Origin of the sequence: Fischerella major NIES-592 (assembly GCF_001904645.1) — a bacterium.
In the GTDB taxonomy this organism is placed as follows: domain Bacteria; phylum Cyanobacteriota; class Cyanobacteriia; order Cyanobacteriales; family Nostocaceae; genus Fischerella; species Fischerella thermalis.
In genome coordinates this window covers 81,686-108,472 of sequence record NZ_MRCA01000001.1, presented here as the reverse complement: position 1 = coordinate 108,472, position 26,787 = coordinate 81,686, and the positions used below count along the sequence as shown (strand labels likewise).

The window sequence follows — 26,787 nt, the reverse complement described above, 5'->3', positions numbered from 1 at the left end:
CCCTTGCTAAAGGGAAAGGTTTAAAGGGATCGAAAAATACTTTACCCTTTAACCTTTCCCCAACTCTTGCAAAATAGTTCACAATGAGGGATCAAGATTTTTTCCCCTACACTTTATAGATCCTCACGGGCAATTGTCCACAACTAGGGGATGAAAATTTAACGAACACAGTGCAAGGCGATGCACACAGATGGATTATGGGTTGGCTGTTAAGTTAATCCCCGATCCCCCATCCCTAATCCCCGTTCCCTATTTTCAAGACAGGTCTTATGGAATGGATTGATGGGTTAATGGGAGTACCATCAACTTATCTCCCAACTACTGTTTTTACCTATTCGACTTGATCTTGAACTCAGATGAAAGGAGGAGTTCAATGGCAAAAGTTGTTGGAATCGATTTAGGAACTACAAATTCCTGCGTTGCTGTGATGGAAGGCGGACAACCCGTTGTTATTGCCAACGCAGAAGGCAGCCGTACCACTCCATCAGTGGTTGCCTACACTAAAACTGGCGACAAATTGGTTGGACAAATTGCCAAACGCCAAGCAGTGATGAATCCTGAAAATACTTTTTATTCAGTGAAGCGATTCATCGGACGCAAATACGACGAAATTACCGGCGAGGCTAAACAAGTTTCCTATAAGGTTCTGCGTGATAGTAATGGCAATGTCAAGCTAGATTGTCCCATCCAAAACAAACAATTTGCACCAGAAGAAATTTCGGCTCAGGTACTACGTAAACTGGTAGATGATGCCAGCACCTATTTGGGAGAACCCGTCAAACAGGCGGTGATTACAGTTCCGGCTTACTTCAATGACTCTCAACGGCAAGCTACCAAAGATGCCGGACGCATCGCAGGGATTGAAGTATTGCGGATTATCAACGAACCTACTGCCGCAGCTCTCGCCTACGGGTTAGACAAGAAAACAAACGAAACCATCTTGGTGTTTGACTTGGGTGGTGGTACCTTTGATGTCTCGATCCTGGAAGTGGGTGATGGGGTGTTTGAGGTAAAATCCACTAGTGGTGATACCCATTTAGGTGGGGATGACTTCGACAAGAAAATTGTCGATTGGCTAGCAACGGAGTTTCAGCGCAACGAAGGTGTAGATCTACGCAAAGATAAACAAGCTTTGCAGCGCCTCACGGAAGCTGCCGAAAAAGCCAAAATCGAACTTTCAGGAGCAACACAAACAAACATTAACCTGCCCTTTATTACGGCAACCCAAGAAGGCCCCAAACACCTAGACATGACCCTCACACGGGCGCAGTTTGAGCAAATGTGTTCTGACCTGCTCGATCGCTGTCGGGTTCCCGTTAATCAGGCTCTGCGTGATGCTAAACTGACGGCTGCTGACATTGATGAAGTTGTATTGGTTGGTGGTTCGACGCGCATTCCTGCCGTACAGCAATTGGTACGGCAAATGACAGGTAAAGATCCGTGTCAAGGTGTGAACCCCGATGAAGTGGTTGCCGTCGGTGCAGCAATTCAGGCTGGAGTATTGGCAGGGGATGTGAAAGACATCTTGTTGTTGGATGTGACTCCTCTATCACTGGGTGTGGAAACCTTGGGCGGTGTGATGACCAAGATCATTCCCCGCAACACCACTATTCCAGTCAAAAAATCAGAAATCTTCTCCACCGCTGCCGATGGGCAAACCAATGTGGAAATCCACGTCCTGCAAGGAGAACGGGAAATGGCAGCCGACAACAAGAGTCTAGGCAACTTCCGGCTTGATGGTATTCCACCTGCACCCCGTGGGATTCCGCAAATTGAGGTGACATTTGATATTGATGCCAATGGTATTTTGTCGGTGTCGGCAAAAGAAAAAGCCACTGGCAAGCAACAATCCATCACGATTACTGGTGCATCCACACTAGATAAATCTGAAGTCGAACGGATGGTGAAGGAAGCCGAACGTAATGCCGAAGAAGACCGCAGACGGCGCGATCGCGTGGATACGAAAAACACGGCAGATTCTGTTGCCTACCAAGCTGAAAAACAACTCAAGGACTTGGGCGACAAAGTGCCTCCTGCCGACAAAACTCGTTTGGAAGGCTTGATTAAAGACCTGCGTGGGGCTATTGATCGTGAAAACTATGATCGCATGAAGTCTCTCACCAACGATATTCAACAAGCCTTGATGCAAATAGGTAGTGCTGTTTACTCTCAAGCAGGTAGTGCTTCCACCAATCACAAAGGTGGCGGTGAAGATGTGATCGATGCCGACTTTGTAGAAAATAAATAAATTAGCTCACCACAAAGGCACAAAGAACACGAAGCTTTGTGTCTTTGTGGTTCATGTTGATGAGTGAATTAATTTGATGATCATGCCAGGATTAGCTGGAATTGATAAGAGTTAAGTTGTATTAAGTTGTATAAAATTACAAGCAATTCTATATGCTCCCTAAAAACCAGTAAAATCCCAACACAGGCATTAGCCTTATAAGCCAATGGAACTGGATGTACAAACAAAAAAGTGCATCAGGACTTTAAGAGCAGAGCGCTTGTATGAGGGTATGAATATTTACGGTGTGACAGGTATCACACAAGCGCAGAAATCAACATGGTTAGAACTGGGCGCAGTCGAAGAGAGATAAAAATCTTTATTGACTTCTAGTCCTGATTTTGCTAGTAATTCCTCTTTAACAGCTGACTGACAATATTAAATCTCTTATCCAGTTCGCCAATTATCTTGAGGATATCTGCAACATTTCGTGGTGGCTGAGAAATTAGTGTATCTTCACTAACTAATCGCTGAAAATCAACTTTTACTTCTCCCCTACGTTCGGTTTGACCATCACTCTCGTAAAACTTCACACCTGCTGATTGCATAATCTTGATCACTTCCTGAGCAAGAATGCCGTAACCTATTGTGGTAGGATGAATTCCATCTAAAGAGAACAAACCACCTTGAGTACGACCATTGGAGCCAGAGATGAAAAAGCGAGAGTCTGGAACAGGTGAGAGTGCTTGTAATGCTGGTGGTAGTTCGTAGGCTCCACCAACTTCTTCCCACCAAGAAGGTCTAGCAGTGTTATCTTCTAAATAACGGCGGAATGCTAACCTATCAAGTAACCCACAAGTTTCCAGTAAATACCAATCTCTACCTTCATTTCTCGCTTGTCGCACTGCATCAGTAATATATTCATTGTACTGGTCAATAGCACTGTCGATCGCTCTGACTTCTGCTTCAGTCAGATGTGGATGTTTCTTGGGATTAAAATCTGCATCTGCAATCCAAGGTAAAGTATAGTAAGGAAAGTAACGTGAACCCTGTGTAACTTTACCGCTTACTCCCTTAGCGAAGGGTACAATGGTAATATGAGGTACTGTACCAAAAATTACATGCCGAGCGCGAATTTTCTTGACTTCAGCCACTACCTGGTCTAGTTCTGCTTTGAAGTGAATTGGACGCCAGACAGTGTATTGATCATTGACTTTCATGTCATCATAGCCAGTATCAGTCCATACAACATTAAATGTGAGAATACTGCCTAGAGCATTATTTGCACCAATAAAGACAATCAAAGTTTCAATTCCTTCTGTTTCTGCTGTTCCTTCAGCACCAAGTGCTGTGGCTGCTTGCAGTGGCGTGAGTGCTTTACCATTTGCATCTCTGGCTGAGTTCAAAACCCGGATAGTGGCCCGTTCATTATGATGAGCAACAGTCTGTTGCCAAAAATCATCTTGAGTTTTGTAATTATTAATGATGTCAATGCAAATATCTGCATTGCGTGAGAGAGTATTCCGCAAATCCCAACCGTAAACAGCTAAGTTGTGATTAATCTCACGTTGATTTACTGGCAGTGAACCTTCGCCACGTTCCCAGTAATCTTCAGTTTTATCTAGGAAGCTACGTAAAAATAGCAAAGCTGGCAAAAATTCTAAAAAGTTGACATTGTCACCAAACTTTTGCTGGAGATTACGGGCCAGAGATTCTAAGTTTAATGGCAATCCATCACCTGGTGAATCATAGTTAGGATAACGCAACTGTTTCCAACCCATTTCCCTAGCGATAATTGCAGGATAGGATAGCCGTGTATTAAAAATTGCTCCACTTTGAAAACCATGTGTAATTGAATCACCAATAGTTACCAGCCGATGCTGAGGCGTTCCTTGTCTATTTACATGCACAGGAATACCCAAAGTTGGGTCTGTAATTGGTTTTCGCGCTTCAGACCGCACTTGTACATCCGTAGGTATTTGATTGTTGCTCTGTAGTTGTGCAGTAGTAATATTAGTCATAATGTGCTTTTTTTAACCCTGTGTTTAACATGCTCTCACAAAAATTCCTAACATAGTGCTGAGAAAATCTTATTTTTTGAGAGTGGGAAAAGTCATGTCTTACACCTAATTTCTTAATCGTCAAAAAATAATTTTCAAAGCTTTTAACTCAACTCTATAGAACTTACGCAGACTCTACAAATGTTTGGCGTCTTGGCGGTTGATAAATAAAGCTTTTTGACAACGTCACTGCTTTTATTCACATGAGTTATAAATAACAGCACGGCTGAAAGCCAGATGTACGACAATGTTTGTTGCGAATTTTTGAGCAAAAATCTTTCAAAATTTTCTTTGTTACAATGAACTGCTGCTAGGCAGTATCATTATATATAGTTGCCTAGCACATTATAATAGCCAAAATACTTAAATTTTGTTTGCTATATCGGCAATTAGTAATGAACCTATTCAAAATTAAATACTAGCAGAATTATTAAACAATTTATGAGAGGAGAAACAAATGAAATTTGGGATAGACATTGGGCATAATTGCCCACCCGATACTGGTGCAAGAGGAATTAAGATTGAGGATAATTTGACCTTAGATGTAGGCAACAGAGTTATATCTAAGCTAAGAGCTTTAGGGCATCAAGTTGTAGATTGTAAGCCAGACAGAGCCTCAACAGTAGGAGAGTCGCTGAGGAAAAGATGCGCGACAGCAAATGCTAGTAAAGTAGAACTTTTTGTATCCATTCATTTTAATGCCTTTAACCGCCAAGCAAATGGTACAGAAGTATTTGCAATTAGCGATACAGGTAGAAAATTTGCCAAACCAGTATTAGATGAAATTGTGAAATTAGGCTTTTTTAATCGCGGCGTGAAGAATGGTAGTCACCTATTTGTCCTTAAGAATACAAATATGGCTGCGATTTTAATAGAATGTTGCTTTATCGATTCGCCAAAAGACATGAATCTGTATAATCCAGAGGCAATGGCGAATGCGATCGTCAAAGGTTTAACTGGTAAATTACCTACCGCAGCTGTAACTCCCGTTGCCGATGAAGAAGACAATCCAGATACAACCATCCAGAGATTGCAAAAAGCTTTAAATCGACTTAAAATTACCGATAAAAATGGTAGGTCTCTGTTAGAAGATGGCATTAATGGTGCTACAACCAAATCGGCAATAGAAAAATTTCAAATTATAACTGGTATTCAACAAACGGGAATTGCTGGAGACACTACCTGGAATGCAATTAATCAAATTTTAGCGAAACGAGTTATTAGAGTAAATCATGCAGGTGGTATAGTTGTCAGATACCTGCAATTCCGCTTGGGTGTGGAAATTGACGGCGTTTATGGACCACAAACAGAAGCAGCAATGAAGAGATTTCAGCAACAAAATGGTTTAACTGCTGATGGAATTGTTGGACCTATTACTTGGCAGAAACTAATTGGTTAATAGATGTCGTTTGTTGTTGATTGTTTGTTGGTTGATGATTATTTCAACCGACAAAGAACACTTGAGGAGAAATCTATGGCTTTTAATATCTCTGTACTGAAATTACCAGTTCTCAAAATTGGTTCTAATGGAATTTATGTGAGTGCGTGGCAAAGTTTTTTAAAAGAAACTGAATATCCGATGCAAACTGTTGATGGTGACTTTGATAAAATCACTGACGAAGCTACTCGAATTTATCAACAAAGAAATGGCTTAGAAGCCGATGGAATTGTTGGTAACGGCACATATAGTAAAGCCATTACTCAAGATTTTATCGCTAAAATTCCTAACCTTTCAGCTAGTACATTGCTGAATTATTTAGGTTTTGGTGACACAGAAGTTAAGGATTTACAAAAGTGTTTAAATCAGGTAGCACAACTCAATCCTCCATTAACAGTAGATGGTGATTTTGGTAATACAAGTACCAAAGGATTAACTGAAGCATATAAAAAAAGAGATGTACGTCTACGTGGTGAATTAGAACAAGCTTTGAGTGATACCACTAAACAAAAACTGGGGACAAACTTTACCCAAGCAATGGATATATTTAATACCTATGCAAAAACACAAAGATTTCGGTTGAGTGGTTCCCATTGGGTTGATTATTTTCCCACAAGTAAGTTAATTGCTGATTTAGCTTCTCCTTTTCGTCAAAAAGTAGAAGCATTTCACAATGCATTGATTGATGCTGGCTGTCAGGTGATTGTTACTGCTACCCATCGTCCCAAAGAACGTGCTTACCTAATGCATTATTCGGCTAGAATCAATCGCCAAGAAATATCTCCCCAATATGTACCAGCAATGAATGGAGTTGATATTAATTGGGTGCATTATACCAATGCAGGCTCAATACAAGCTGCTAAAGAGATGGTAGTGGCTTATGGTGTAGGTGGTAATCCTGTATCTTTAAATTCTCGCCATATTCAAAGATTAGCAATTGACTGGAATGTAACCTGGGATGGCAAAATTAATATTAGGGATAGAAACGGCAGAATGGTTAGCATTGGTGAACCTTGTAATGCTGCTTTGAATAAAATTTTATGGAAAGTGGGCGAATCTTACGGTGTATATAAACTGAGTAATGACCCTCCCCATTGGTCAGTGGATGGTTATTAAGTGCTTAGGCAAAATTAAATTCATTCGTAGAGACAGACAATAGGTAATAGGGAACAGCTTGAAAAATATGTAATTAATTGTGTAATGGTAATTAAAAGTTGCGGAAAAGATTAAAGGGGTAGACTTAGATCTTGCACCTAGTTTTTCGTCTGCCAATAAATAAATTTCCAGAGTATTTAGCTCAAGTAAGCTCAAGTTCGGCTAATTGCTTACAATATTATGCTTCGGTGTTGGTCATTACCCATTACCCTTTAACCTTTCCTCTTTACCTTAGTCTTGTCTTGCAAAAGGGACTTTTGCAAGAGGTCTATTATTGCGTACTTGCTGGCTGTAATGGTAAAGTGCCATTGTGCAATACTGGGTAATGTTTTTGTGTGAATCCGATTTAGGTTCCGAAAAATAAGGATATATAACTGAATAAATCATCAGCACTCCTATTAACTGGAGAGCTTACTAATGCTTTACCTTCTCCAACGTCTCGTCCTGATCATACTTTGCCTGACTTTCCTGGTTTCGTGTGATATCCTGGCTCCTCAGTCTCCGACAACAGATACATCAACACAACGCCGTACAAAAGAGGCTTTGCAGTTACAACAACAGGGACTGCAACAGTTCAATCAAGGTAAGTTACGCCAAGCTTTAGCAACTTTTACACAGGCGTTAGATATTTTTAAAGCAACTGAGCAGCGTCAAGGCGAAATAACGACTCTCAAATATATCGCAGAGACTTACGAGAAATTACGCGACTACCCCAAAGCCTTAGATCATTATCAGCAAGCCTTGATTATTGCTAAAGAAACTGATAACAAGACTGAGGAAATGGAAATTTTCAGTCATATAGGTGTAATTTATTACAAAACTGGAGTTTATGGGAAAGCACAGGAGCTTTATCAACAAGCTTTGGTAATGGGTAAAGAAACCAATAACATGCAAGCCCAAGCAGAAATTCTGCACCAAATAGCTTCTCTTTTAGAAGCACAACAAAAGCCAGAGTTAGCGATCGCTTTTTACAAGCAAGCAATTAATGCTTTGGAGGGAATGGAACTAGATTCCCAACCATCGCCACCAAAACAAATTCAGCAGTTGTATACAAGCAGGTTAAAAAATACCTATCGCCATCTAGCTGATTTGTTACTCAAGCAAAACCGTATAGTGGAAGCACAAGTAGCTATTGACTCGCTCAAAGTCCAAGAACTAGATAGTTATCTGAATAATGTCCGAGACAAAGCCAAAACACCCCAGGGCGTAGAATATCTGCAAGCAGAAAAGCGAGTTGTAGATAAATTTAACAATGAAATTTCTCTAGTAGTCAAACAGGGTAAAGAACTCAGTGAATTGCAAAAGATTCCCGAAAAAGACCGCACACCTCAACAAGAGACACGCAGACAAGAATTGGAAGCTGCTCAAAGAGAAACCTTAAAAGAATTCTTAGCATTTAGTGATAGTCCAGAAGTCATGGCTCATGTCCAAGAACTCAACCGGGCTACTGGTGGTGAAAATCTCAATCCTAAAATACTCAGACGCCTGCAAGACTTTATTAAGCAACTGGATATAAACGCGGTTTTGCTCTATCCCCTAATTCTAGAAGACCGCTTGGAGCTAGTGTTAGTTACCCCTTATACACCCCCAATCCGTCGTTCTGTGGCTGTGAAACGTCAAGAACTAAACCGTACAATTGAGGAATTCCGCAAAGCTTTAGAGAATCCACCAAACGATGCGAAAAAACCAGGACAGAAACTTTATAGTTGGTTAATTCAACCAATTGAACCTGCTCTGAAGGAAGCCAATATAAAAACTATTATCTATGCACCAGATGGACAGTTACGCTACATACCTCTGGCAGCACTTTATGATGGCAAAGAGTGGTTGGTACAAAATTATCGGGTAAATAATATTACTGCTCTTAGTCTCACCGATTTACAAGAACGTCCACGGAATTTGAAGATATTGGCAGGTGCTTTTACACGAGGTAATTACGATATTAAGGTTGGTAAGCGTACCTTCAAGTTGGGTGGACTACCTTTTGCAGGAAAGGAAGTAGAAAATGTGACTTCGGCGTTTCCTGGTTCAGCAAAGCTGATTAATTCAGAATTTACTGAACAAGAAACTGTAAAGGTGATGAGCAATTTCCCTATCCTTCACTTTGCCACCCATGCTGCTTTTGTTCCAGGTGCGCCGGATGAATCTTTTATTTTGTTTGGTGACGGTAATGCAGCTAGTTTTCGGGATTTACGATTTTGGAATCTTTCTAACGCTGATTTAGTAGTATTGAGCGCCTGCGAAACTGGCTTAGGAGGACAGTTAGGTGATGGTATAGAAATTTTGGGATTTGGCTATGTCATGCAAGAAGCGGGTGCAAAAGCTGCGATCGCTTCTTTATGGCAAGTTTCTGATGACGGTACACAAGCACTGATGAATGCTTTCTACGCTGCACTCCAACAAGATAAACTCAGCAAAGTTGCAGCTTTACAAAAAGCCCAATTATCACTACTCGATGGCATTTACGACCATCCCTACTACTGGGCAGGATTCATTTTAATTGGGAATGGGATGTGATTGGTTAGTAGTTAGTAGTTAGTGGTTAGTAGTGAGCGTAGGTTTCTTTGTCGCTCAACGCAACCTAACTACTATTTTCTTAACTAATATAGCAATCCCAAATCATTTGTGAGAAGTGAGATCCCCGACTTCGTAAGATTTGTCGGGGATCTGCGTATTTTCTCACAACTCAATTAGGATTGCTATATAGGATTCTTATTTGATTTTTGAAAAAACTCCTTCTTTCCTATTGCCTATTGGCTATTGCCTGCCTCCACGAGTAAATTCATTAATCAAATCGGATTACTACATTTGCTTTTATAAAATCAAAAAATAAATTTTATTTATAGCCACATATTAACTTGATTTTTTCTAAATAAAGATATTTTTAAGATAAAATTTTAACTATTTTTTATCAATTAATTAAGTGATTCATAAACTGTTCTTAACTGCAAAGAATGTAGTTTTATTTACAGGTCTAGATTGCAACACAAATCTCTCATTTTATTGCCAGAATGTTTAAATTTTATGTCACTGATTTAAGCAGTGTAACTACTTCTTCAGTAATGACAGATGCTGTTGTGTTTGGACCATTTTATTGCAGCGATCGCCCAAGCCGTAACTCAAGAGCAGTAGATAAAACCAAGCAAATCAACATTCCCACTGCTTTTGAGTGTCGGTTAATTACAACAACTCAACTTTTAAAAATTATTAGTTTAGCGTCACGGAGCAAACTTTATGGTGGTCAAGGGAATGAGATTAGGGCTTAACCGCTTCACTTTGATGATTTCATTAGCACTATCCACAGCAACTTTTGCTGTGTCAATGCCTTCTGTTCTGTCTCAAGGTACAAATAGAATCACCATCGATGGTTCTAGCACAGTCTATCCAATTACTGAAGCCGTTGCAGAAGACTTTCAAAAAAACACAGGAGGTAGAGTAAAAGTCACAGTTGGTGTTTCTGGAACTGGAGGCGGTTTTAAAAAGTTCTGTTCTGGTCAAACTGACATTTCTAATGCTTCCCGACCTATCCTTGTTAAAGAAATGCAAGCTTGTAATAGTGCTGGTATTAAGTATATTGAACTGCCAGTTGCTTACGATGCTTTAACAGTAGTTGTCAACCCCGCAAACAACTGGGCAAAAAGCTTAACTGTGGCTGAATTGAAAAAAATCTGGGAACCAGCAGCCCAAGGCAAAATTAAAAATTGGAATCAAGTCCGCCAAGGATTTCCCAATGCTCCCCTCAAGCTTTATGGGCCAGGACCAGATTCTGGTACATTTGACTACTTCACCGAAGCCATTAATGGTAAATCCAAGGCTAGCCGTACCGACTACACTCCCAGCGAAGACGACAACGTACTAGTTCAAGGCGTAAGCCGTGACAAAAATGCCCTTGGTTACTTTGGCTATGCCTATTATGTTCCAAACAAAAATCGGTTGAAGGCCGTCGCAATTAATAACGGTAAGGCTACAGTAGCACCTTCTGAACAAGCAGTGTTGAACGGAAGTTACCAACCTTTATCCCGCCCTATCTTCATTTACGTCAACGCAAAGTCAGCACAGCGTAAAGAAGTAAAGGATTTCGTGAATTTTTACCTCAAAAATGGTGCTAAATACGCAAGAGAAGTAAAATACATACCTTTACCATCCTCAGCTTACAATTTAGCACTCAGCCATTTTCAAAAACCCAAACTGGGAACAGTCTTTGCTGGTAAAGAAGCTGTAGGACTGCGGATTGAACAACTTCTACAGCGGGAAGCACAACAATAAAAAATTTTGCCGTGAGTTAAATATCTAAAAATGTATAGAGACGCGATAAATCGCGTCTCTACAAGCAGTTAAATGCAAAATATTGTTTTCCATGCAGCAGCAAACTGAAACGCTAAAAAATGTTTCTATATCCCCAAAGTTAGTAAGAGATTTGCGAGAACGGGTGATAGAGTTCCTGTTATTTCTTGCAGCTTTTTCTTCAGTAGCCACAACTATTGCCATTATTGTTCTGTTGGTATACGAATCTGTAGAATTTTTTCGCAAAGTTTCTCTCAAGGAATTTCTCACAGATACTCAATGGTCGCCTTTGTTTGCTGACGCCCACTATGGGATTTTACCCCTAGTTTCTGGAACTTTGGTAACAACCACCATTGCTTTGTTAGTATCAGTACCAATGGGTACGATCACGGCGATGTATCTAAGTGAATTTGCTAATCCCAGACTGCGAGAGGTGGTTAAGCCTTTTTTAGAATTATTAGCAGGTATTCCGACAGTAGTTTACGGCTATTTTGCGCTTTTATTCGTTACCCCACTGTTGCAAACAGTTCTACCTGACTTACCTGGGTTTAATATGTTGAGCGCCGGATTGGTCATGGGTATAATGATTCTGCCTTTAGTCAGTTCTATCAGTGAAGATGCAATGCGGTCAGTTCCTCTGTATATACGAGAAGGTTCCTATGCGATGGGGGCAACACGCTTGCAAACAGCTTGGCGAGTAGTCTATCCGTCCGCTATTTCCGGAATATTTGCAGCCTATATTTTAGGTATATCTCGTGCCGTTGGGGAAACTATGATCGTTGCGATCGCAGCTGGACTCCAACCAAATTTAACCTGGAACCCAATGGATGAAGCAGCCACAATCACCGCTTACATTGTGCAGGTTAGCTTAGGAGACTTACCACACGGTAGCCTTGAGTATCAAACAATATTCGCCGCCGGACTGACTTTAGTGTTGATGACACTAGTTTTCAATATCATTGGATACTTTCTGAGCAAACGCTATCGGGAAATTTACTAGTATGTCAGGAGAAAATCTACAGGAACTCCGAGCTAACATTTCTCGGCGCAAATTGCTAGATGCTATATTTGCTATTATAGGCTTGTTAACAATTCTCGTAGCAATTATTACTCTGTTAGCATTAATCATTCGTTTAGCAGTAGATGGCACACCCCGTCTGAACTGGCAATTTTTGACATCTTTTCCTGGTCGTGATCCCGAAGAAGCTGGAATCCTGTCTGCTTGGGTAGGAACAAGCCTAGTTATGTTGGTAACTCTTGTGGCTGCAATCCCACTCGGTGTTGCCTCAGGGATTTACTTGGAAGAATACGCACCGAAAAACTGGTTGTCTGCACTCATTGAAGTTAATGTAACTAACCTTGCAGGTGTACCTTCAATTATCTACGGTCTATTGGCACTAGGTTTATTTGCAGAGCAGTTAAAATTGGGCGAAAGCATTCTCACAGCAGGTTTAACTCTAGCTTTATTAGTATTGCCAGTTGTTATAGTTACAACCCGCGAGTCTCTGCGAGCTATTCCCAATAGTATTCGCGAAGCAGCCTATGCATTGGGAACAACCAAATGGCAAATGATCTGGGATCATACATTACCCTATTCCATGAGTGGCATTTTAACAGGAGTGATTATCGCCCTAGCCAGAGCGATCGGCGAAACTGCTCCCCTGATCACGATTGGCGCTCTCACTTTCATCGCCTTTTTACCAGAGCCTCCCATCAAAAGCCAGTTTCCTTTTATCTCCTTTGAATGGTTGCAAGCGCCTTTTACAGTAATGCCCATCCAAATGTTCAACTGGGTATCCCGTCCTGAGCCAGAATTTCAATTTAATGCAGCCGCAGCAGGCGTCATACTCATTGCCATGACTCTGGTCATGAATGGAATTGCTATTTATTTACGCTATCGTTTTCGTAGAGGTATTAAATGGTAGAAAGAAACAATAAATTACAAACGTTGCAACCCAAAGCCAAGGTCGAACAACTCAATTTCTACTACGGTTCTACCCATGTGTTAAAGGATGTCAACATGGTAGTAGCTAAGAATGTAGTTACTGCATTGATTGGGCCATCTGGCTGTGGTAAAACAACCTTGTTACGCTGTTTCAATCGTCTGCATGACCTCTATCCAGGTAATCGCTATGAGGGATCAATCTTACTAGACTCTGCTCCTATTAATATTCTGAGTCGGAAGGTAGACCCAATTGAGTTGCGGATGCGGATTGGTATGGTATTTCAAAGACCAAATCCCTTCCCTAAGTCAATTTATGAAAATGTCGCCTATGGTTTGCGAGTCAGGGGTATATCAAAACAAAGCATTATTGATGAAAGAGTAGAGCAAGCCCTCCGCGATGCTGCTTTGTGGGATGAAGTCAAAGACCGTTTGAAGGACATGGCTTTTAACCTTTCAGGGGGTCAGCAGCAGCGCTTGTGTATCGCTCGCGCTTTAGCAACAAATCCAGAACTGATTCTTTTTGATGAACCAACTTCTGCTCTCGATCCCAATGCAACTTCTAGCATAGAACAGTTAATTGGTCAGTTAAAGCAGCAAGTAACAATTCTCATCGTCACTCACAGTATGCAGCAAGCAGCACGAATCTCTGACTATACAGCTTTTATGTACTTGGGTGAATTAGTAGAATTTGGGGCGACACAGAGTGTTTTTAGTAGTCCAAAGCAGGAAAGGACAGCCGATTATGTTTTTGGACATATTGGTTAGTGAAAGCTCTGCTTTCTTCAAGATTTTAACCGCACAGATGCTGAGAGTGTAGAGAAAATGGGGGACGTGGCTACCCCATAAATAACTTATTTGTGATACAATTGTACTATAAAAGATAAAAATTAAGTGTGTAATGCAAATTTACAGGACTATATTTAATATTTGTAGTCAATGAACACACACTGCAAATTGTGTTGCATGTTTGCAGGATGATTTTATTTTTTCCCTTAATCGAAAAACTCAATCCTTGGCGTTCTTGGCGTCTTGGTGGTTCGTTTTTTATGTTAAGTGCAAATTGGTATTAAGCACTCACATCTTATTAAAATTCGTATTTAAATAAACCAGGGTAGGTTAGTCATGGCAAAAAAATCTGCCAAAAATCATATTATGTCTTCTCAAGATAATAACACAATATCTTTGTTAGAACTGCTCACAATTTTAGAAGCACATCGCAATCATATTATTGTCAATCTCAAGAATCTACAAGCAAATTATCAAAGAACTGGTGTCAAAAGAATTCCAGGTTTCAGAGATGAAAATAGTAATCTTATTAAGCCTTGGCTGACAACAAAATATATAGACAATGGTGAATATGTTGGTATGGGTACTTTTGGACTTAACCATAATACAGCCAATATCAACATGCTGATCACCCGTAAAGTCAGACTGATCAAAACAGAAGATCAAACTCCTATTTTTGAAGTTGCGGGTTTATTGGTAAATGACTTAAATAGCTTTAATAATTACACCATTGTGAGTGAAGGCAAAGTCAATGTCAAATCACTACAAGTTAAGATTAGCAGCAAAAAAACTTTTGATTTACTCCGAGAAAAATGTGTAATAGAAAACGAAGATTATGATTTTCGCTGTGAATATACCATTAGATTAGATCATCTGCCCCTTTTACCCATTGATCAACATTACAGTAGTATTGAGGGTTTATTTGATCAACTTGCAGAAGCTAAAGTACTTGCAAGCATTATTTCTGCAATTTTGAAAAAAGAGTCGGATGTCTTTTTGCCAGAACAGTTGGCAGAGTTGAGAAAGCATTATATTTTCAAAAATGTAAACCTCAACTTTCCCACAACTAATGAATACACTAACATTAAACAAGCTTTAGCTAAACAGAATCTTGAGTCACGCATTAGCTACAAAATTGATATTGGTTGCAAAGATATTCTCAATCTAGGTAAACTACATTCTGCTAACAAGTTTCTTGACAGGATGTATGAACTTTATCACACAGCAACTGGAGAGATTATCTCCAAGCCTAACTTTGATATGTTTTTTCATGACAATATCGCTTGTAGGCACAAGCAATTATCATCTCGGATAAAAATCACTCCCGTGGATGAGTTCATGAAACCGATTTTTGATGATTTTATAGGACTAGATAATAATGGTATTTTTGCTGCTATTTTGTCCAAAGTTGGTGCTGAAAACGTGGCAAAAATTTGGCAACAGCAGCGCGATCGCAAAAATATCAACAAAGATGATCTGATAGTAGCCCTCTTTACTGCCAAGGCCAAATTAGAGGAATTTATCTCAGAAATTTACCGTGACAAAATTAGTCCCCTAGTATTGTATGTCGTTTCTACCGGAGTATTGCCAGATGAGATGAATGCCAAGGCTATGACTGCGGAAGAACTGACTCAAAAATATCCGCATTTGCAGTTTTCTAAAGACGAGCAAGAAGGTACATTTTTTATAATTGGTGACAGTATCATTAGCGTATACGCAACAAGGGAGTATTACTCTAAAAAAGACAGTGTTGCAATCGAAAAATAATATCCCGCTGGAACACTTGTATTATTCCTTGGGATCGGTAATTGGTAATGGGTAATTGGGATATTACTACACGCAATACCCCAGCTTTATATCATGACCAATTGGCCGGAATTAGTATAAGAGAATTATAGAGTTCAGAAATTCGTGGTGAAAAAACTTTGCGTCTGTTTGCGTTTCCTTTGCGATCCTCTGGGTTATTTATCTATCAAATAGAAACCAAAGTTTCACCTGTCTGCTGTTCAATTTTAGTAAGTAGTTCTAAAACTTGTTGATACTGTGTAGTATTTCCTTGTCGTAAAAATAGGTCTGCGGCTTTTTCAAAGTCCTCTATTGCCCCAAAGTAGTCTGCCTGATTATAACGAGTTACACCCCGGTTGTAATAAGCAAAAGCTTCATTGGGATTGAGACGCACTGCTTGATTATAGTCTTCGATCGCTCCCTTGTGATCTCCCTGTTCATCACGGACATTCCCTCGACCCACATAGGCAAGAGCATCATTTGGGTTGAGACGAATTGCTGTGCTATAGTCTTCTAGAGCTCCTTTTTTGTCCCCTAAATCATTGCGGGCAAGACCTCGGTTGTAGTAGGCAAGAGCATAACTAGGATCAAGATTAATAGCTCTGTTATAGTCCTGTATGGCGCTTTGGCTGTTTCCCAAGTCATAACGGCTATATCCACGATTGACATAGGCGACAGGATCACGAGGGTTGAGGCGAATTGCTGCGGTAAAGTCCTCTATTGCTCCTTGTTTGTCTCCTAAATCATAGCGGGTATAGCCCCGGTTCACATAAGCGATCGCATCATTAGGATCAAGTCCAATGGCTGCGGAAAAAGCTGCGATCGCACCTTCTAAATCTCCTTGATTATACTTATTGACTCCCTGATTGTAAAAGTCATCTGCTTTAGTGGTTGCAGCTTGTTCTATTCTGGGGCTGGTTATCTGTTTAGCATTCGCGGGTACTACAGATGTGGTCAAAGTCAATATAGCAATTCCACAGAACCCTACAACCCCTGTCAATACTTGACCTGATAATTTTAGTCTCATTTTTATAGCATTATTTATAGTTGCTTCTTTATATTGCTACACTTCTGGGAGATTTTTTTACGCAATAATTTTGTAAAATTGTGTAAAGTTAAGTGGAAGATTCGCAAGAATTTATTTTTTTTAGATGAACGAACACCGATGCACACCGATGCACACGGATGATTTATCTGTGTTTGTTGTCTTGCACTAAAAATTTTTGGTTATATCTTGGGTGATTTTCGTAATCGTGATCATCACTGATGTATTCATCTGGCAAATGAACCTATTTACCTACACCCATGATTAAATCTCTTCATTCAAAATTCCCGATTCGAGTTCGTTGGAATGCGATGATTTCCCAAGCAACAGTTGGCTTATTGTGTTTGTCTTCACCGTTATTGATCACCAGTGCTAGCTGGGCGCAGCAGGCGAATGGACAAGATATTAGAGTAACTGTACCCCTCAAGGGTAATTCTCAACCTAGTGCTAATCTTGGTGCTGCGGCTGTACCAGTGTTAATTCAGGTGTTACAAGGCAAACAAGCGCCAGCAGGCTTTGATGCAAGTTCTGCAATACCTATTTTAATTCAAGGGTTACAGGGCAATAATCCACAAATACGCTCAGATGCTGCTGCTGCGGTTCCCGGTATTCTTCAAGCCTTGCAAAGTCAAAATCCACAGCTACAACAGCAGGTGCAACAACTAGGTCAACCAAACGTCCAACCACAGGTTCAACCACAGGCTCAAGTGAATGCTCAGCCCAAAGTCCAATCAAATGCAGGTAGATGTTTTGTGTCCAATCCAACATCTGTTGTACCTGCACTGATTGGAGGTTTGCAAGATAAAGACGAACTGGTTCGCTTTTTTGCTGGTGCAACTCTCGGCTGTCTTGGCGATCAAGCTAAAGGTGCAGCTCCTGCTTTACTCACTAGTTTGACAGACCCCAGTCAAGCTGTGCGCTTAGTTGCTGCCTTTGCTTTAGATAAAATCGGTATTGGTATTCAGCAAGCAGCTAAAAATTTATCTACTGGGCAATTAAATCAATTAGTATCTTCTTTTAGCTCTAGCCTTGGTTTTTTAGCTGACCCATTAATTAAGTTACCCCAGAATGTGGTTAACTCTTTATTCAACCCTTTACAAACTTCTCAGCCAGTCCAGCAGCCAGTTCAGCAACCCGTCCAACAGCCAGTCCAACAGCCCAGATAAAGTCCCCGAATTACTAGATAGCCAAACTCAAGATAAATTTTGCGATCGCCCGACAATGAATACAACTACAGGCGATCGCTTTCAATGTTCAAGAAGTCTACTATCACTTAATTACTGCTTAACCAAATTATCCAACTCTTGCTGCATTTGACTGCGGACAAGTTCGTAGCAAGCGTTGACATAATCGCGATCGCACGCTGCTTCTCTACCATAGTGTTCAAAAACTATTGGTGGACAAACTCGTGTGCGGATGGGTACTGGTAAAGGAATATTAGGTAAAGGCCCAAAGGACAATCCCCAGGGTAAACCTAAATAAATGGGAAAGACAACTGGGTCGATCCCAAATAGCCAAGGGATTCCCCATTGATGTAATTGCTGGGCTAAGTCGTAACGCTCAGCCAGAACAATTAGTGTCTCATGAGCGCCAGTAGAAATGAGTGGTACTATGGGCACTTTTTCTCGTAGTGCTAGTTTGATAAAGCCTTGGCGTTCAGCAAAGTAGATTTGATTACGCAAAGAATAAGGTCGAAACAGATCTTCTGCGCCACCAGGATAGACGAGTACGCTGGCTCCGGAACGCAAAGCTGCGATCGCCATTTTCGGATGAGCAATGATGGCTCCAACTTTAGCAGCAGCTTGTGCTACAGTGGGGAACTCTTTCCAAACCGTGGGATGCATCAAACCGTAGATTGGTTTTTCCACACCGAAGCGTTTAAACCAGTCGTAGACCATCATATGAGTGTCGGGAGCAGCGAGTCCGCCATTATGGGAACCTACGAATAAAACTTTTTCGTTGCTGGGTATATTTTCCCAGCCACTAGTCTGGACTCGAAAATAGTATTTATACAGCCACTCCCAAAAAGGCATCAAAAATTTGATAAATTCTGGATCTCGCTGATCTAAAGACCAGCCGATTTCGGTTTGTTGAGATAGTTGTTTTGACTTGTGTGTTGGCATTTCGCCTCAATTAATCTCCCTTTTGGTGGTAGTAAATTTGAGAGTGATGTGTAGGCGGTCGTGAATTCTCATTTTACTCAACAGGTGATAGATAAAATAAATATTTAAAAATGTCAGTATTATGTAATTTATCTAAATAACTCTTTTAGAGATTAATGTATTGCTTTATTTGCTTGATCAGTCTATAGTTTTAGAGGAAGAAAAATAATACTCTTTTCTACCACTCATGCCCAAGCCAAAGTGTAAGGTTTTGAAAATGCACAATTTATTGAACTAGGTTGTGGGTAGAACGAAGAAAAGTTTCTAAACTTAATTCAGGGGATGCAAAACAGCGGGAGGATTTGATGATGCCCACGACTGTTATTAAAAGTGTGCTTGCACGACTAGTGAATGCTAGTTCTGGAACAGAAAAAGATTTGGTGCGCACATACTACTTTTTTTGCAACTATAATATTGGTTACCTGAACTATTGGTTATTTCTGACCTAAATAGTGTTTAACCATATTAGCATTTGCTCCCATATATTATCCACAAGACTTTCATATTCGAGAATAACTTCCTAAGTCTGTAGAAGTTTACGTTGTGGATAGCAAGAATTCATGAAAAGAAGAATTAAAAGCTATTGATTCCGAAAAAGTAAAGCTTGAATTTTTATGCCTGGGAGTTGGCTAACCCAGAAAATATATACCTGTAAACCTTAAGGTTAAAGCTTGCACCGATTTAAGTATAAAACTGTACTAAGCAAGGATATGTGCGATAAAGCCACATTATTTTTATGGGTTTTGATCGCTAAATCAATGACTTTTAAATTAATACTGAGTGCCCAAATATTACCAAGAAATTTATTTATTGAATTATAGGACTTATACGCTTGAGGGGTGAAAATTTATTTCCTGATGGATAATCAATTTGGTGCAAAATCCAAGCTTATGAATTCGCTTATTTATTTTCACTGCTACGGATTTTAGTTGCAATAAAAGCAACAACAAAATGACTATTTATGCAGAGAATCAACAATCTTAAGTCCTTACTTTTAACCAGCATTCTAGTTTGCAAGCATACTGCTAAAATTTATCCATTTGTGTTGTGAAAGTAATTTCATTCTGAAATCTAAACAAGTGCATCTAAACAAGGAGATCTAAGAATGCTCACAAATAATATCAACGCAGCCCAGTACAAATTTGATGTAAATTTACACAACGAAGAACTTCTTGATGCTACTAAACTCGATCTTAATCAGTTGACAATAAAAATTAGCAAAGTTGCAGAAATTTCCAATTCAGATTTACAAAGGTTGTTTGAAATATTTAATAAGTTTAAATTTGTCATTTTGGAATGTGAACCAATCCCGAATCTGCAAGAAAATTTGTTAGCTTTACAAAAGTATTTTGGCTCGATCAAGAAACATAAGCTTTCTGCTCCTAATGGTATTAGTACAATTGAAAACTTACGCGACTCTTCCCTTGCTAAAACTTACGTAGCTACAAGTAATATAACCCATTTCATGCATACAGATGGGTCTTTTGAAATGGAACCTCCTAAAATTGTTGCAATGCAGTGTGAAGTCCCCTCCAAAACAGGAGGATTATCTCAAATCATTTATGCTGAAACTGTCTATGAATATTTAAGAAACAACTATCCTGAAGAATTACAGAATTTGTTCGATTATCCATTGACTATAACCAGAGGAGATCAAACAGGTAAACGAGCAATATTTACAGAGTACGAAGACAGAATGTTCATGTGTTTTAGAGCAGATGCAATCATCTCAGTTGCGATTCCACCACAAGTAGAAAGGGCTTACAATCTGATTAAAAACTATGTCAACGATACTAATAATCAATTAATTTTTCAACTTCAACCTCATCAAATTATTATACTTGATAATGCGAGTGTTCTACACGGAAGAACATCTTTCCCAGAAAATGAATTTCGCAAACTAAATAGATTACACTTTAACGGAGTTTCCGAATATTCTCATTATTTTCACCTTGGTTTTATACCAAAATCTAAGCCGTTAAGTAGTGAAAGCAATTAAAAATTGATTAGTAATAGTGCTTGAATACTCAAGCACTATTATTACCTGTGATTCATGAATTTGCACAAATTTTAATCTTCATTAAGCCTATTAACAATATTCAATATAAATCGGGTGTATCAATGTTTAGTGCCAATAATTATTCAATCATCATTATTCTTGGAATTGTTTCCTTTGTTTTAAGCTTTTTTGGTGCTTCTGTGGGCTTGATGTTAGGTCAGATTCGGCTTCCTTTAATTGTATATGCCTTACAATCAACTGCTAATGGAATAGGTATTGCCACAGGTACAAATCTAGCTACTGCTGCTATGGGCGCATGTGCTGGTACCTATTATCACATTAAGGAGGGTCGTGTTAATTATCGGGTAGTCTGTGCAATAGGTATTCCCTCAGCAATCGGTGCAATTATCAGTGTACTTGCCTTTGCTCGGATACAAGCAGATTGGATAAAAGTTGTTATCGGAATTGTACTTATTTACTCAAGCTTTCAGATAGCTAATCCTAAAAAACCTAATCAAGGTGAAGATAAACTTTCAACTCACCAACGTTTCTTGATTGAAATAGGAATTGGAGTTGGCTTGGGGTTGCTAGCGGGTATCGTAGGTTTAGGATTAGCTAGTATCAGATTACCTGCGATGATTAGAGTTTTAGGTATGGAGCCAAAGGAAGCAGTGGGAACGAACTTAGCTATTAATTTTCTGACTCTAGCTACTGGTGGAACAGCTAGTATGCTGACTTTGGGAGTGCATTGGCCACTTCTTTTGTCACTTGTACCAACAACGTTATTAGGTAGTTATATTGGAGCAAAAACTCTTAAAAAGATTGAATCTTCCAATCTCCGCAAACTAATTGCTTGGGTATTGGGTGGTACGGGAGCATTCATGATTGCTGAAAGTATGCATTAATTGCTCGGGTAATAGATAATTAGTTTTTCCTATTACCTATTACCTACAGTCATTTACAGATATGATCAATCCTCAAACTGACTTAAAACTTGAAGGTAGTCCGAATTGTTCCTACAAATATAGTGTTGTTATTGTCATTATGTTCTGGATTAGTAATCACGAATAAGCCAGGAGTAATGGCAATATTATCTGTAACCTGCAACCGATAAAAACCTTCTATGTGCAAAGAAGTATCTTGATCTTCTACCAGACTACTTTCTATAACTTTTGGTGGCATACCGAAGACGATCCCGGCTAAATTACCTTTTCCTCCTAAGTCTGGAAATGCCAAAGTTACAGCGTAGTTCAGGATATCTGCGCTATCATCGCTGACTTCTGATCGTGCCAATGAATAAGCTAACCAACCAGAAAGAGTAAATTGAGGACTAATGCGCCAGCTAGTTTCTAGACCGAAAGAATCTGCTGAGGTAGAAACATTACCAAAAGGTCTGACTGCATTGGTACTACCCGTACTACCTGTGAGGTTGACACCACTATTACTACCTCCTGCATTATAGGAGCGGACATAAGTCAAGCCTAGATTTAAATTATTGATTGGCTCAAAGATGAATTGTGCCACAGCGCCGTAGTTACCGTTGAACAGTCCGTTTTCTCCACTAGAATCTTCAGGATCGCGAACCATATAGGCGAAATCGAGACTGGCGCGATCGCTGAACTGATAATTGACCACTAACCCAGTGCTACCAGCCGCTCGGTAGATAGGGTTAAATCTTCCAAAACGCGAAATACTACCATTACCAGAACTTTCAAAGGGACTTAGGGTTTCCACAAGATGATTCAATTCTGTATTCGCAGCAGAAATTGCGACTCTTACCTTATCCCCTAAGGGAAAGTAATAGTACAAGTCATCTAACTCAACATCGTTATCTTCATTGCCATCAAAACCTAAACGGGTCATTCTAGTACCTGTGACGTTACCCTGAAATTCGGTGATATTTCTGGCTTGCAAGCGGACTCGTAGACGGTCTTTACCCATAAAGCTGGTATCAAAGTTCAGACGCATACGGTCTGCGAAGATAATATTATCTTGCAAATCTGGGTTGTTATCAGAATCGTTATCTTGATCGGCTGCATTGTCACCAAAAACACCAGCTACGACAAATATCGCTTCACCATTAAGTTTTGTAGTGGTAGAAAATTGATTTGACTCTAGTTCCGCTGTGCGCGCTTCTAAGGCATCGACGCGACCGCGCAGTGTCGCTAATTCTGCTGAGAACTCCTCTTGCAGTCTTTGCAGTGTGGCTAAATCCTCTTTTGTCACCAAATCACTCGTAGCGCTAGCAATAAGTTCATTCACTCGCTCTAAACAAGCATTCAAACCAGCAGCAAATTCGTATCGCGTCATGGATCGATTGCCCCGGTACGTACCATTTGGGTAGCCAGCAATACAACCATATCGTTCTACCAGGGATTGTAGCGCTTGGAACGCCCAATCTGTAGGCTGTACATCAGATAACTGAGAAACAGAACTGAGTTGTGGTTGATTATTTGGAGAAAGTTCAGCTATGACCGTAAATTCTGGCTGAACTTGTTCATTTGTAGATACTTCAGCTAAAACTGTTGAGGGTAAAACAGCAAAGCTTGCCACCACAACAGCAGGGCTAAACAGCAAAAATTTTGACCAAACTCTAGATATCACCTAATTTACACCTAAATCTAGCTAAATCTGTTTATTTCTGGGGAATTTCTTTTGAAGCCAAGCAACACACTATGATTATTAAATGGTGGTTTGCGAGTCGTTTGTCTTTGCAAATTTATAGTTGACAAAGCACTCCAAAGGTGTGTCAGCGCAAGGGAACTAACCCAGCCTTTTCAACAATCTGCTGACCTTCTTTGGTTAATAACATATTGACGTAGGCTTCTCCAGCTAGTTGATCGATCGTGTCATCAAGGCGATACACAATAAACATGCGTCGGGTCATAGGGTAAGAGGCATTGCGCAGTGCGGTAGTATTAACCTGCTTGTTATCATCTATAAAGGGTTGCACATAATCTTTGGTATTAGCTTGAGCGATTGCAAGAGGGCGGATTGTTTTTTGACCAAGAATTGGTCCAGTTCCTCCAAAGGAAATTCCCCCAGGGGTTGCAGCAACCTTACGAATTATCTCAGTGTAATCACGGGCTAACTGTACCTTAGAACTGAGTTGATCTACGTCTTTTCCGAGAAGCTCGTTTAATAAATTAGTGGATTTTGGGTCTCTTGCGAAAGGTGCGATCGCTAAATCCGGCCCTCCTACTTCTTTCCAGTTGGTTATTTTACCTTTGTATATGTCTTGCAGTTGATCAATTGAAAGCCCAGGAATAGAGATATCTTTATGGGTAAAGAAGACAAACATGTCTAAAGCCACTGGCACTTGCTTGATCTGAAAGCCTCTTTGTAGAGCTTTGCTATAGTGTTCATCCTCAAGGGATGCTCCGTATAGAGTAAAGCTCAGTTGGCTATCAAGCACCATAGCCACACCCTTTTTGCCACCAGATTTACCGTCTCTAGGTTCAGTGAAGCGGAGGCGAAAATTTGGGTGAGATCTAGTGATAGCTTCGTGAAAGCCTTGAGCAGTCAAAGCTGCAAAAGTATTACCACCACCATAGTTAAATGTGCCGGAAGGTACATTCGGTACATCTTTGATCGAATCGTAAAGTTTAACACCAGGGGGGATATTCTGATTGCTACCACGGGAATTGACAACTCTAGTATCATTGCGATTATTCAGACTGCTAAAATTGCCAAAAATCGAGAAGATTAACCAACTAAGCACCAGAAACAGCAGACCAAAACCAAGCCAAATTGCCCAAGGTGTGAGTAGCAATTCTCCCAAAAATTTGGAATCTGGTTTGGTAGATTTATTAACTTTTTTTGCTGGAAAAACGTCTAGCGGTTGACCGCATTTTAAACAGTTTGTAGCTGTAACAGGATTGGTATCATAGCCACAATGGTTGCATACTATAACCTCTTGATTGTGATTATTCATTTTTTTCTCCCAAGGTAGATGTTCGTACTAACGGTATTGCACCCAGGAGATTTCTGTATTATTGTAAAAAACTATCGGTAGATACTTAAGTACATTTATCAGAGCATAGGCTTTTTGGCAACACAACTGTAGAAATTTAGGTAAACAGCGATCGCATCACCACAATGAAAGTATGTTAATTGTCCCAAAAAATTGGTTATTGATAATTATTAAAACTGATAAATCTTAGAAAATGTTTTTGCATCTGCCAATAACTTTTATTCAATATTCTTTTTTAAAGAACACAGATGGACACAGATATACACACCTTGTTAAGTTAGTCCCAGATTTTTATTTTCAAGACAGTTAATAGAAAATACAAAAGTTTAACCAGGGTGTTCATTTTCTAAAAAAACATATTTGCATAAATTGAAAGGAAGAAAAATCATGCAAAAGCAAGTGCAACGCCCTTTGAAAGTTAATCAAATTGTACCCATAGGCTTTGGTATTGTCCTCATATTGACAGGTATTGTAACGACAATTTCGGAAATTTCTAAAGCTAATTTAAAACAAATACACAAAATCGAAGAGTATACATATGAAGTTAAGCTACTGCTAAAGCAGTTGGAGAAAGATATAGTAGATGCTGAGACAGGACAGCGTGGATTTTTGCTCACTGGCAAAGAAAACTATCTGCAACGCTTTGCAACTTTACAAAGCAATTTTCAAGCGCGTAGTCAGGATTTGAAAAAGCTAATGAATGACTCGTCTTTTCAGAGCGAAAAAACTGACCAAATTATACAATTAGCTCAAACAAAATTCTCCGAATTAGAACAAGCTATTGCTCTGAAAAAAGCAGGAAAAGATCAAGAAATTCTTGCTGTGCTAGCTTCCAACAAAGGAGAGCAAATTATGAATGACATCAGAGCTACACTAGCTGAAATGGAACAACAAGAACAGAGGCTTTTACAGCAAACAGAAGCAGCATCAAATCAGTTTCAGCAATTATCAACTATAGTTAACTGGGGTGGATGGCTTGTTAGTGTTGGGGCTGGAATTTATATCTCATTTTACGTTATCCGCCGTATCATGCTGCCAATTAACGAAGCCGCCTACGCAGTGGCGACCTCTTCCGGGGATATTGCTACCAGTGTGTTTGAGCAGGAACGTATCATTTTGCAACAATCTGCTTCCGTGAATCAAACAACCACTACAGTTGATGAGATCGGGACTTCTGCACTCCAGTCAGCCGAACAAGCCGAAACCTCTGCTAGTGGAGCAAAGCAAGCATTAACTCTCGCAGAAGAAGGAACTACAATAGTTAGTCTTGCAATTGCAGGTATCTCACAGTTGAGAGATCAGGTAATGGCGATCGCTAATCAGACCACACACTTAAGTGAACAGACTACTCAAATCTCTACAATTTCTGATTTAGTAGCAGAATTGGCAAACCAAACCAATATGTTGGCTTTGAATGCTGAAGTCGAAGCAGCGCGTGCAGGTGAGCAGGGTAAAGGCTTTGCAGTGGTAGCTAATGAGATTCGCAAACTCGCTGACCAAAGTCGGAAATCAGCTGATCAGATCAGTGTCTTAGTTAATCAAGTACAAGTGGCTATTAACTCTGCGGTAATGGTGACTGATGAAGGTACTAAAAAAGCAAGTGAAGGGATCAAACTGGCTCAAGAAACGGGGAATGCATTCGCAAGTATCGCAGATGCTGTCAATCAGGTATTTCTGAACAATCAACAGATTGTCCTCAACGCTAGACAGCAAGCTATTGCTGTACAACAGATCGTATCAGCGATGAACGCCATCAATCTGGGTGCAAAAGAAACCGCTACTGGAATTTCTTTGGTCAAAAATGCTACTATCAACCTCAACGAAACTGTTCAAAAACTGAAGAATCTAGTGTAGTAATTTTATATTGTTTGTACATGAGCGATCGCATTCCACGAGATTTGATAGAGGCTGATCAATTCTAAATTTCG

The 26,787-nt window shown here is 39.9% G+C and carries 19 protein-coding genes; 14 read left to right on the top strand and 5 right to left on the bottom strand.

Translation table 11 applies throughout. From position 1 onward, the window contains the following. The first annotated feature begins 373 nt into the window (after positions 1–373). On the top strand, positions 374–2,248 hold the full coding sequence (gene dnaK / locus NIES592_RS00370) for a molecular chaperone DnaK (RefSeq protein WP_062249568.1): 1,875 nt from the start codon (positions 374–376) through the stop codon (positions 2,246–2,248). A 383-nt stretch (positions 2,249–2,631) separates the two neighbouring features. On the opposite strand, the gene NIES592_RS00365 is transcribed toward dnaK, so the two are convergent. Beyond that, a complete protein-coding gene (locus NIES592_RS00365) occupies positions 2,632–4,248 on the bottom strand; it encodes a hypothetical protein (protein ID WP_073554611.1) in 1,617 nt (538 codons plus the stop codon). 496 nt (positions 4,249–4,744) lie between these two features. Between NIES592_RS00365 and NIES592_RS00360 the strand changes: the two genes are divergently transcribed. The 9 genes from NIES592_RS00360 (at position 4,745) to NIES592_RS00320 (ending at position 15,662) form a co-directional block, all read left to right on the top strand. Beyond that, positions 4,745–5,686 (top strand): N-acetylmuramoyl-L-alanine amidase, encoded by a 942-nt coding sequence (locus NIES592_RS00360; protein WP_073554610.1) that lies wholly within the window; start codon positions 4,745–4,747, stop codon positions 5,684–5,686. 75 nt (positions 5,687–5,761) lie between these two features. Next, a complete protein-coding gene (locus NIES592_RS00355; RefSeq protein ID WP_073554609.1) occupies positions 5,762–6,841 on the top strand; it encodes a peptidoglycan-binding domain-containing protein in 1,080 nt (359 codons plus the stop codon). Positions 6,842–7,297: 456 nt separating this feature from the next. Further along, positions 7,298–9,397, top strand: coding sequence for a CHAT domain-containing protein (locus tag NIES592_RS00350; RefSeq protein WP_073554608.1), 2,100 nt, complete (start codon positions 7,298–7,300; stop codon positions 9,395–9,397). A 494-nt stretch (positions 9,398–9,891) separates the two neighbouring features. Further along, entirely contained in the window at positions 9,892–10,146 is a 255-nt protein-coding gene (locus tag NIES592_RS00345; protein ID WP_062249579.1) for a hypothetical protein, read from the top strand. Next, positions 10,115–11,146 (top strand): PstS family phosphate ABC transporter substrate-binding protein, encoded by a 1,032-nt coding sequence (locus NIES592_RS00340; RefSeq protein ID WP_073554607.1) that lies wholly within the window; start codon positions 10,115–10,117, stop codon positions 11,144–11,146. Before NIES592_RS00345 ends, NIES592_RS00340 begins: the two co-directional genes overlap by 32 nt. 91 nt (positions 11,147–11,237) lie before the next feature. Beyond that, entirely contained in the window at positions 11,238–12,164 is a 927-nt protein-coding gene (gene pstC, locus NIES592_RS00335; RefSeq protein WP_062249587.1) for a phosphate ABC transporter permease subunit PstC, read from the top strand. 1 nt (position 12,165) lies between these two features. Then, a complete protein-coding gene (pstA, locus tag NIES592_RS00330; RefSeq protein ID WP_073554606.1) occupies positions 12,166–13,089 on the top strand; it encodes a phosphate ABC transporter permease PstA in 924 nt (307 codons plus the stop codon). Then, positions 13,083–13,874, top strand: coding sequence for a phosphate ABC transporter ATP-binding protein PstB (pstB, locus tag NIES592_RS00325; protein ID WP_073554605.1), 792 nt, complete (start codon positions 13,083–13,085; stop codon positions 13,872–13,874). Before pstA ends, pstB begins: the two co-directional genes overlap by 7 nt. Before the next feature lie 357 nt (positions 13,875–14,231). Further along, positions 14,232–15,662, top strand: a complete 1,431-nt coding sequence (locus NIES592_RS00320; RefSeq protein WP_073554604.1) for a hypothetical protein — start codon at positions 14,232–14,234, stop codon at positions 15,660–15,662. 205 nt (positions 15,663–15,867) lie between these two features. Here NIES592_RS00320 and NIES592_RS00315 read toward each other — a convergent pair whose 3' ends face one another. Next, positions 15,868–16,707: a tetratricopeptide repeat protein gene (locus NIES592_RS00315; RefSeq protein WP_073554603.1), complete on the bottom strand. Its 840-nt coding sequence runs from the start codon at positions 16,705–16,707 to the stop codon at positions 15,868–15,870. Positions 16,708–16,985: 278 nt separating this feature from the next. On the opposite strand from NIES592_RS00315, the gene NIES592_RS00310 reads away from it, so the two are divergent. Next, positions 16,986–17,891: a HEAT repeat domain-containing protein gene (locus tag NIES592_RS00310; RefSeq protein WP_073554602.1), complete on the top strand. Its 906-nt coding sequence runs from the start codon at positions 16,986–16,988 to the stop codon at positions 17,889–17,891. A 111-nt stretch (positions 17,892–18,002) separates the two neighbouring features. On the opposite strand, the gene NIES592_RS00305 is transcribed toward NIES592_RS00310, so the two are convergent. Beyond that, a complete protein-coding gene (locus tag NIES592_RS00305; RefSeq protein ID WP_073554601.1) occupies positions 18,003–18,848 on the bottom strand; it encodes a lysophospholipid acyltransferase family protein in 846 nt (281 codons plus the stop codon). Between the two features lie 1,144 nt (positions 18,849–19,992). On the opposite strand from NIES592_RS00305, the gene NIES592_RS00300 reads away from it, so the two are divergent. Then, positions 19,993–20,886, top strand: coding sequence for a TauD/TfdA family dioxygenase (locus tag NIES592_RS00300; RefSeq protein WP_062249601.1), 894 nt, complete (start codon positions 19,993–19,995; stop codon positions 20,884–20,886). A gap of 20 nt (positions 20,887–20,906) precedes the next feature. Then, positions 20,907–21,791 (top strand): sulfite exporter TauE/SafE family protein, encoded by an 885-nt coding sequence (locus NIES592_RS00295; RefSeq protein WP_062249602.1) that lies wholly within the window; start codon positions 20,907–20,909, stop codon positions 21,789–21,791. 82 nt (positions 21,792–21,873) lie between these two features. Here NIES592_RS00295 and NIES592_RS00290 read toward each other — a convergent pair whose 3' ends face one another. Together NIES592_RS00290 and NIES592_RS00285 are read right to left on the bottom strand one after the other, a co-directional pair. Continuing rightward, complete coding sequence (locus NIES592_RS00290; RefSeq protein ID WP_073554600.1) at positions 21,874–23,490, bottom strand: iron uptake porin; 1,617 nt, start codon at positions 23,488–23,490, stop codon at positions 21,874–21,876. Positions 23,491–23,635: 145 nt separating this feature from the next. Further along, positions 23,636–24,820, bottom strand: a complete 1,185-nt coding sequence (locus NIES592_RS00285) for a PstS family phosphate ABC transporter substrate-binding protein (protein ID WP_073554599.1) — start codon at positions 24,818–24,820, stop codon at positions 23,636–23,638. A gap of 426 nt (positions 24,821–25,246) precedes the next feature. Here NIES592_RS00285 and NIES592_RS00280 point away from each other — a divergent pair, with 426 nt between their 5' ends. Continuing rightward, positions 25,247–26,713, top strand: a complete 1,467-nt coding sequence (locus NIES592_RS00280; RefSeq protein WP_062249606.1) for a methyl-accepting chemotaxis protein — start codon at positions 25,247–25,249, stop codon at positions 26,711–26,713. Positions 26,714–26,787 lie beyond the last annotated feature (74 nt).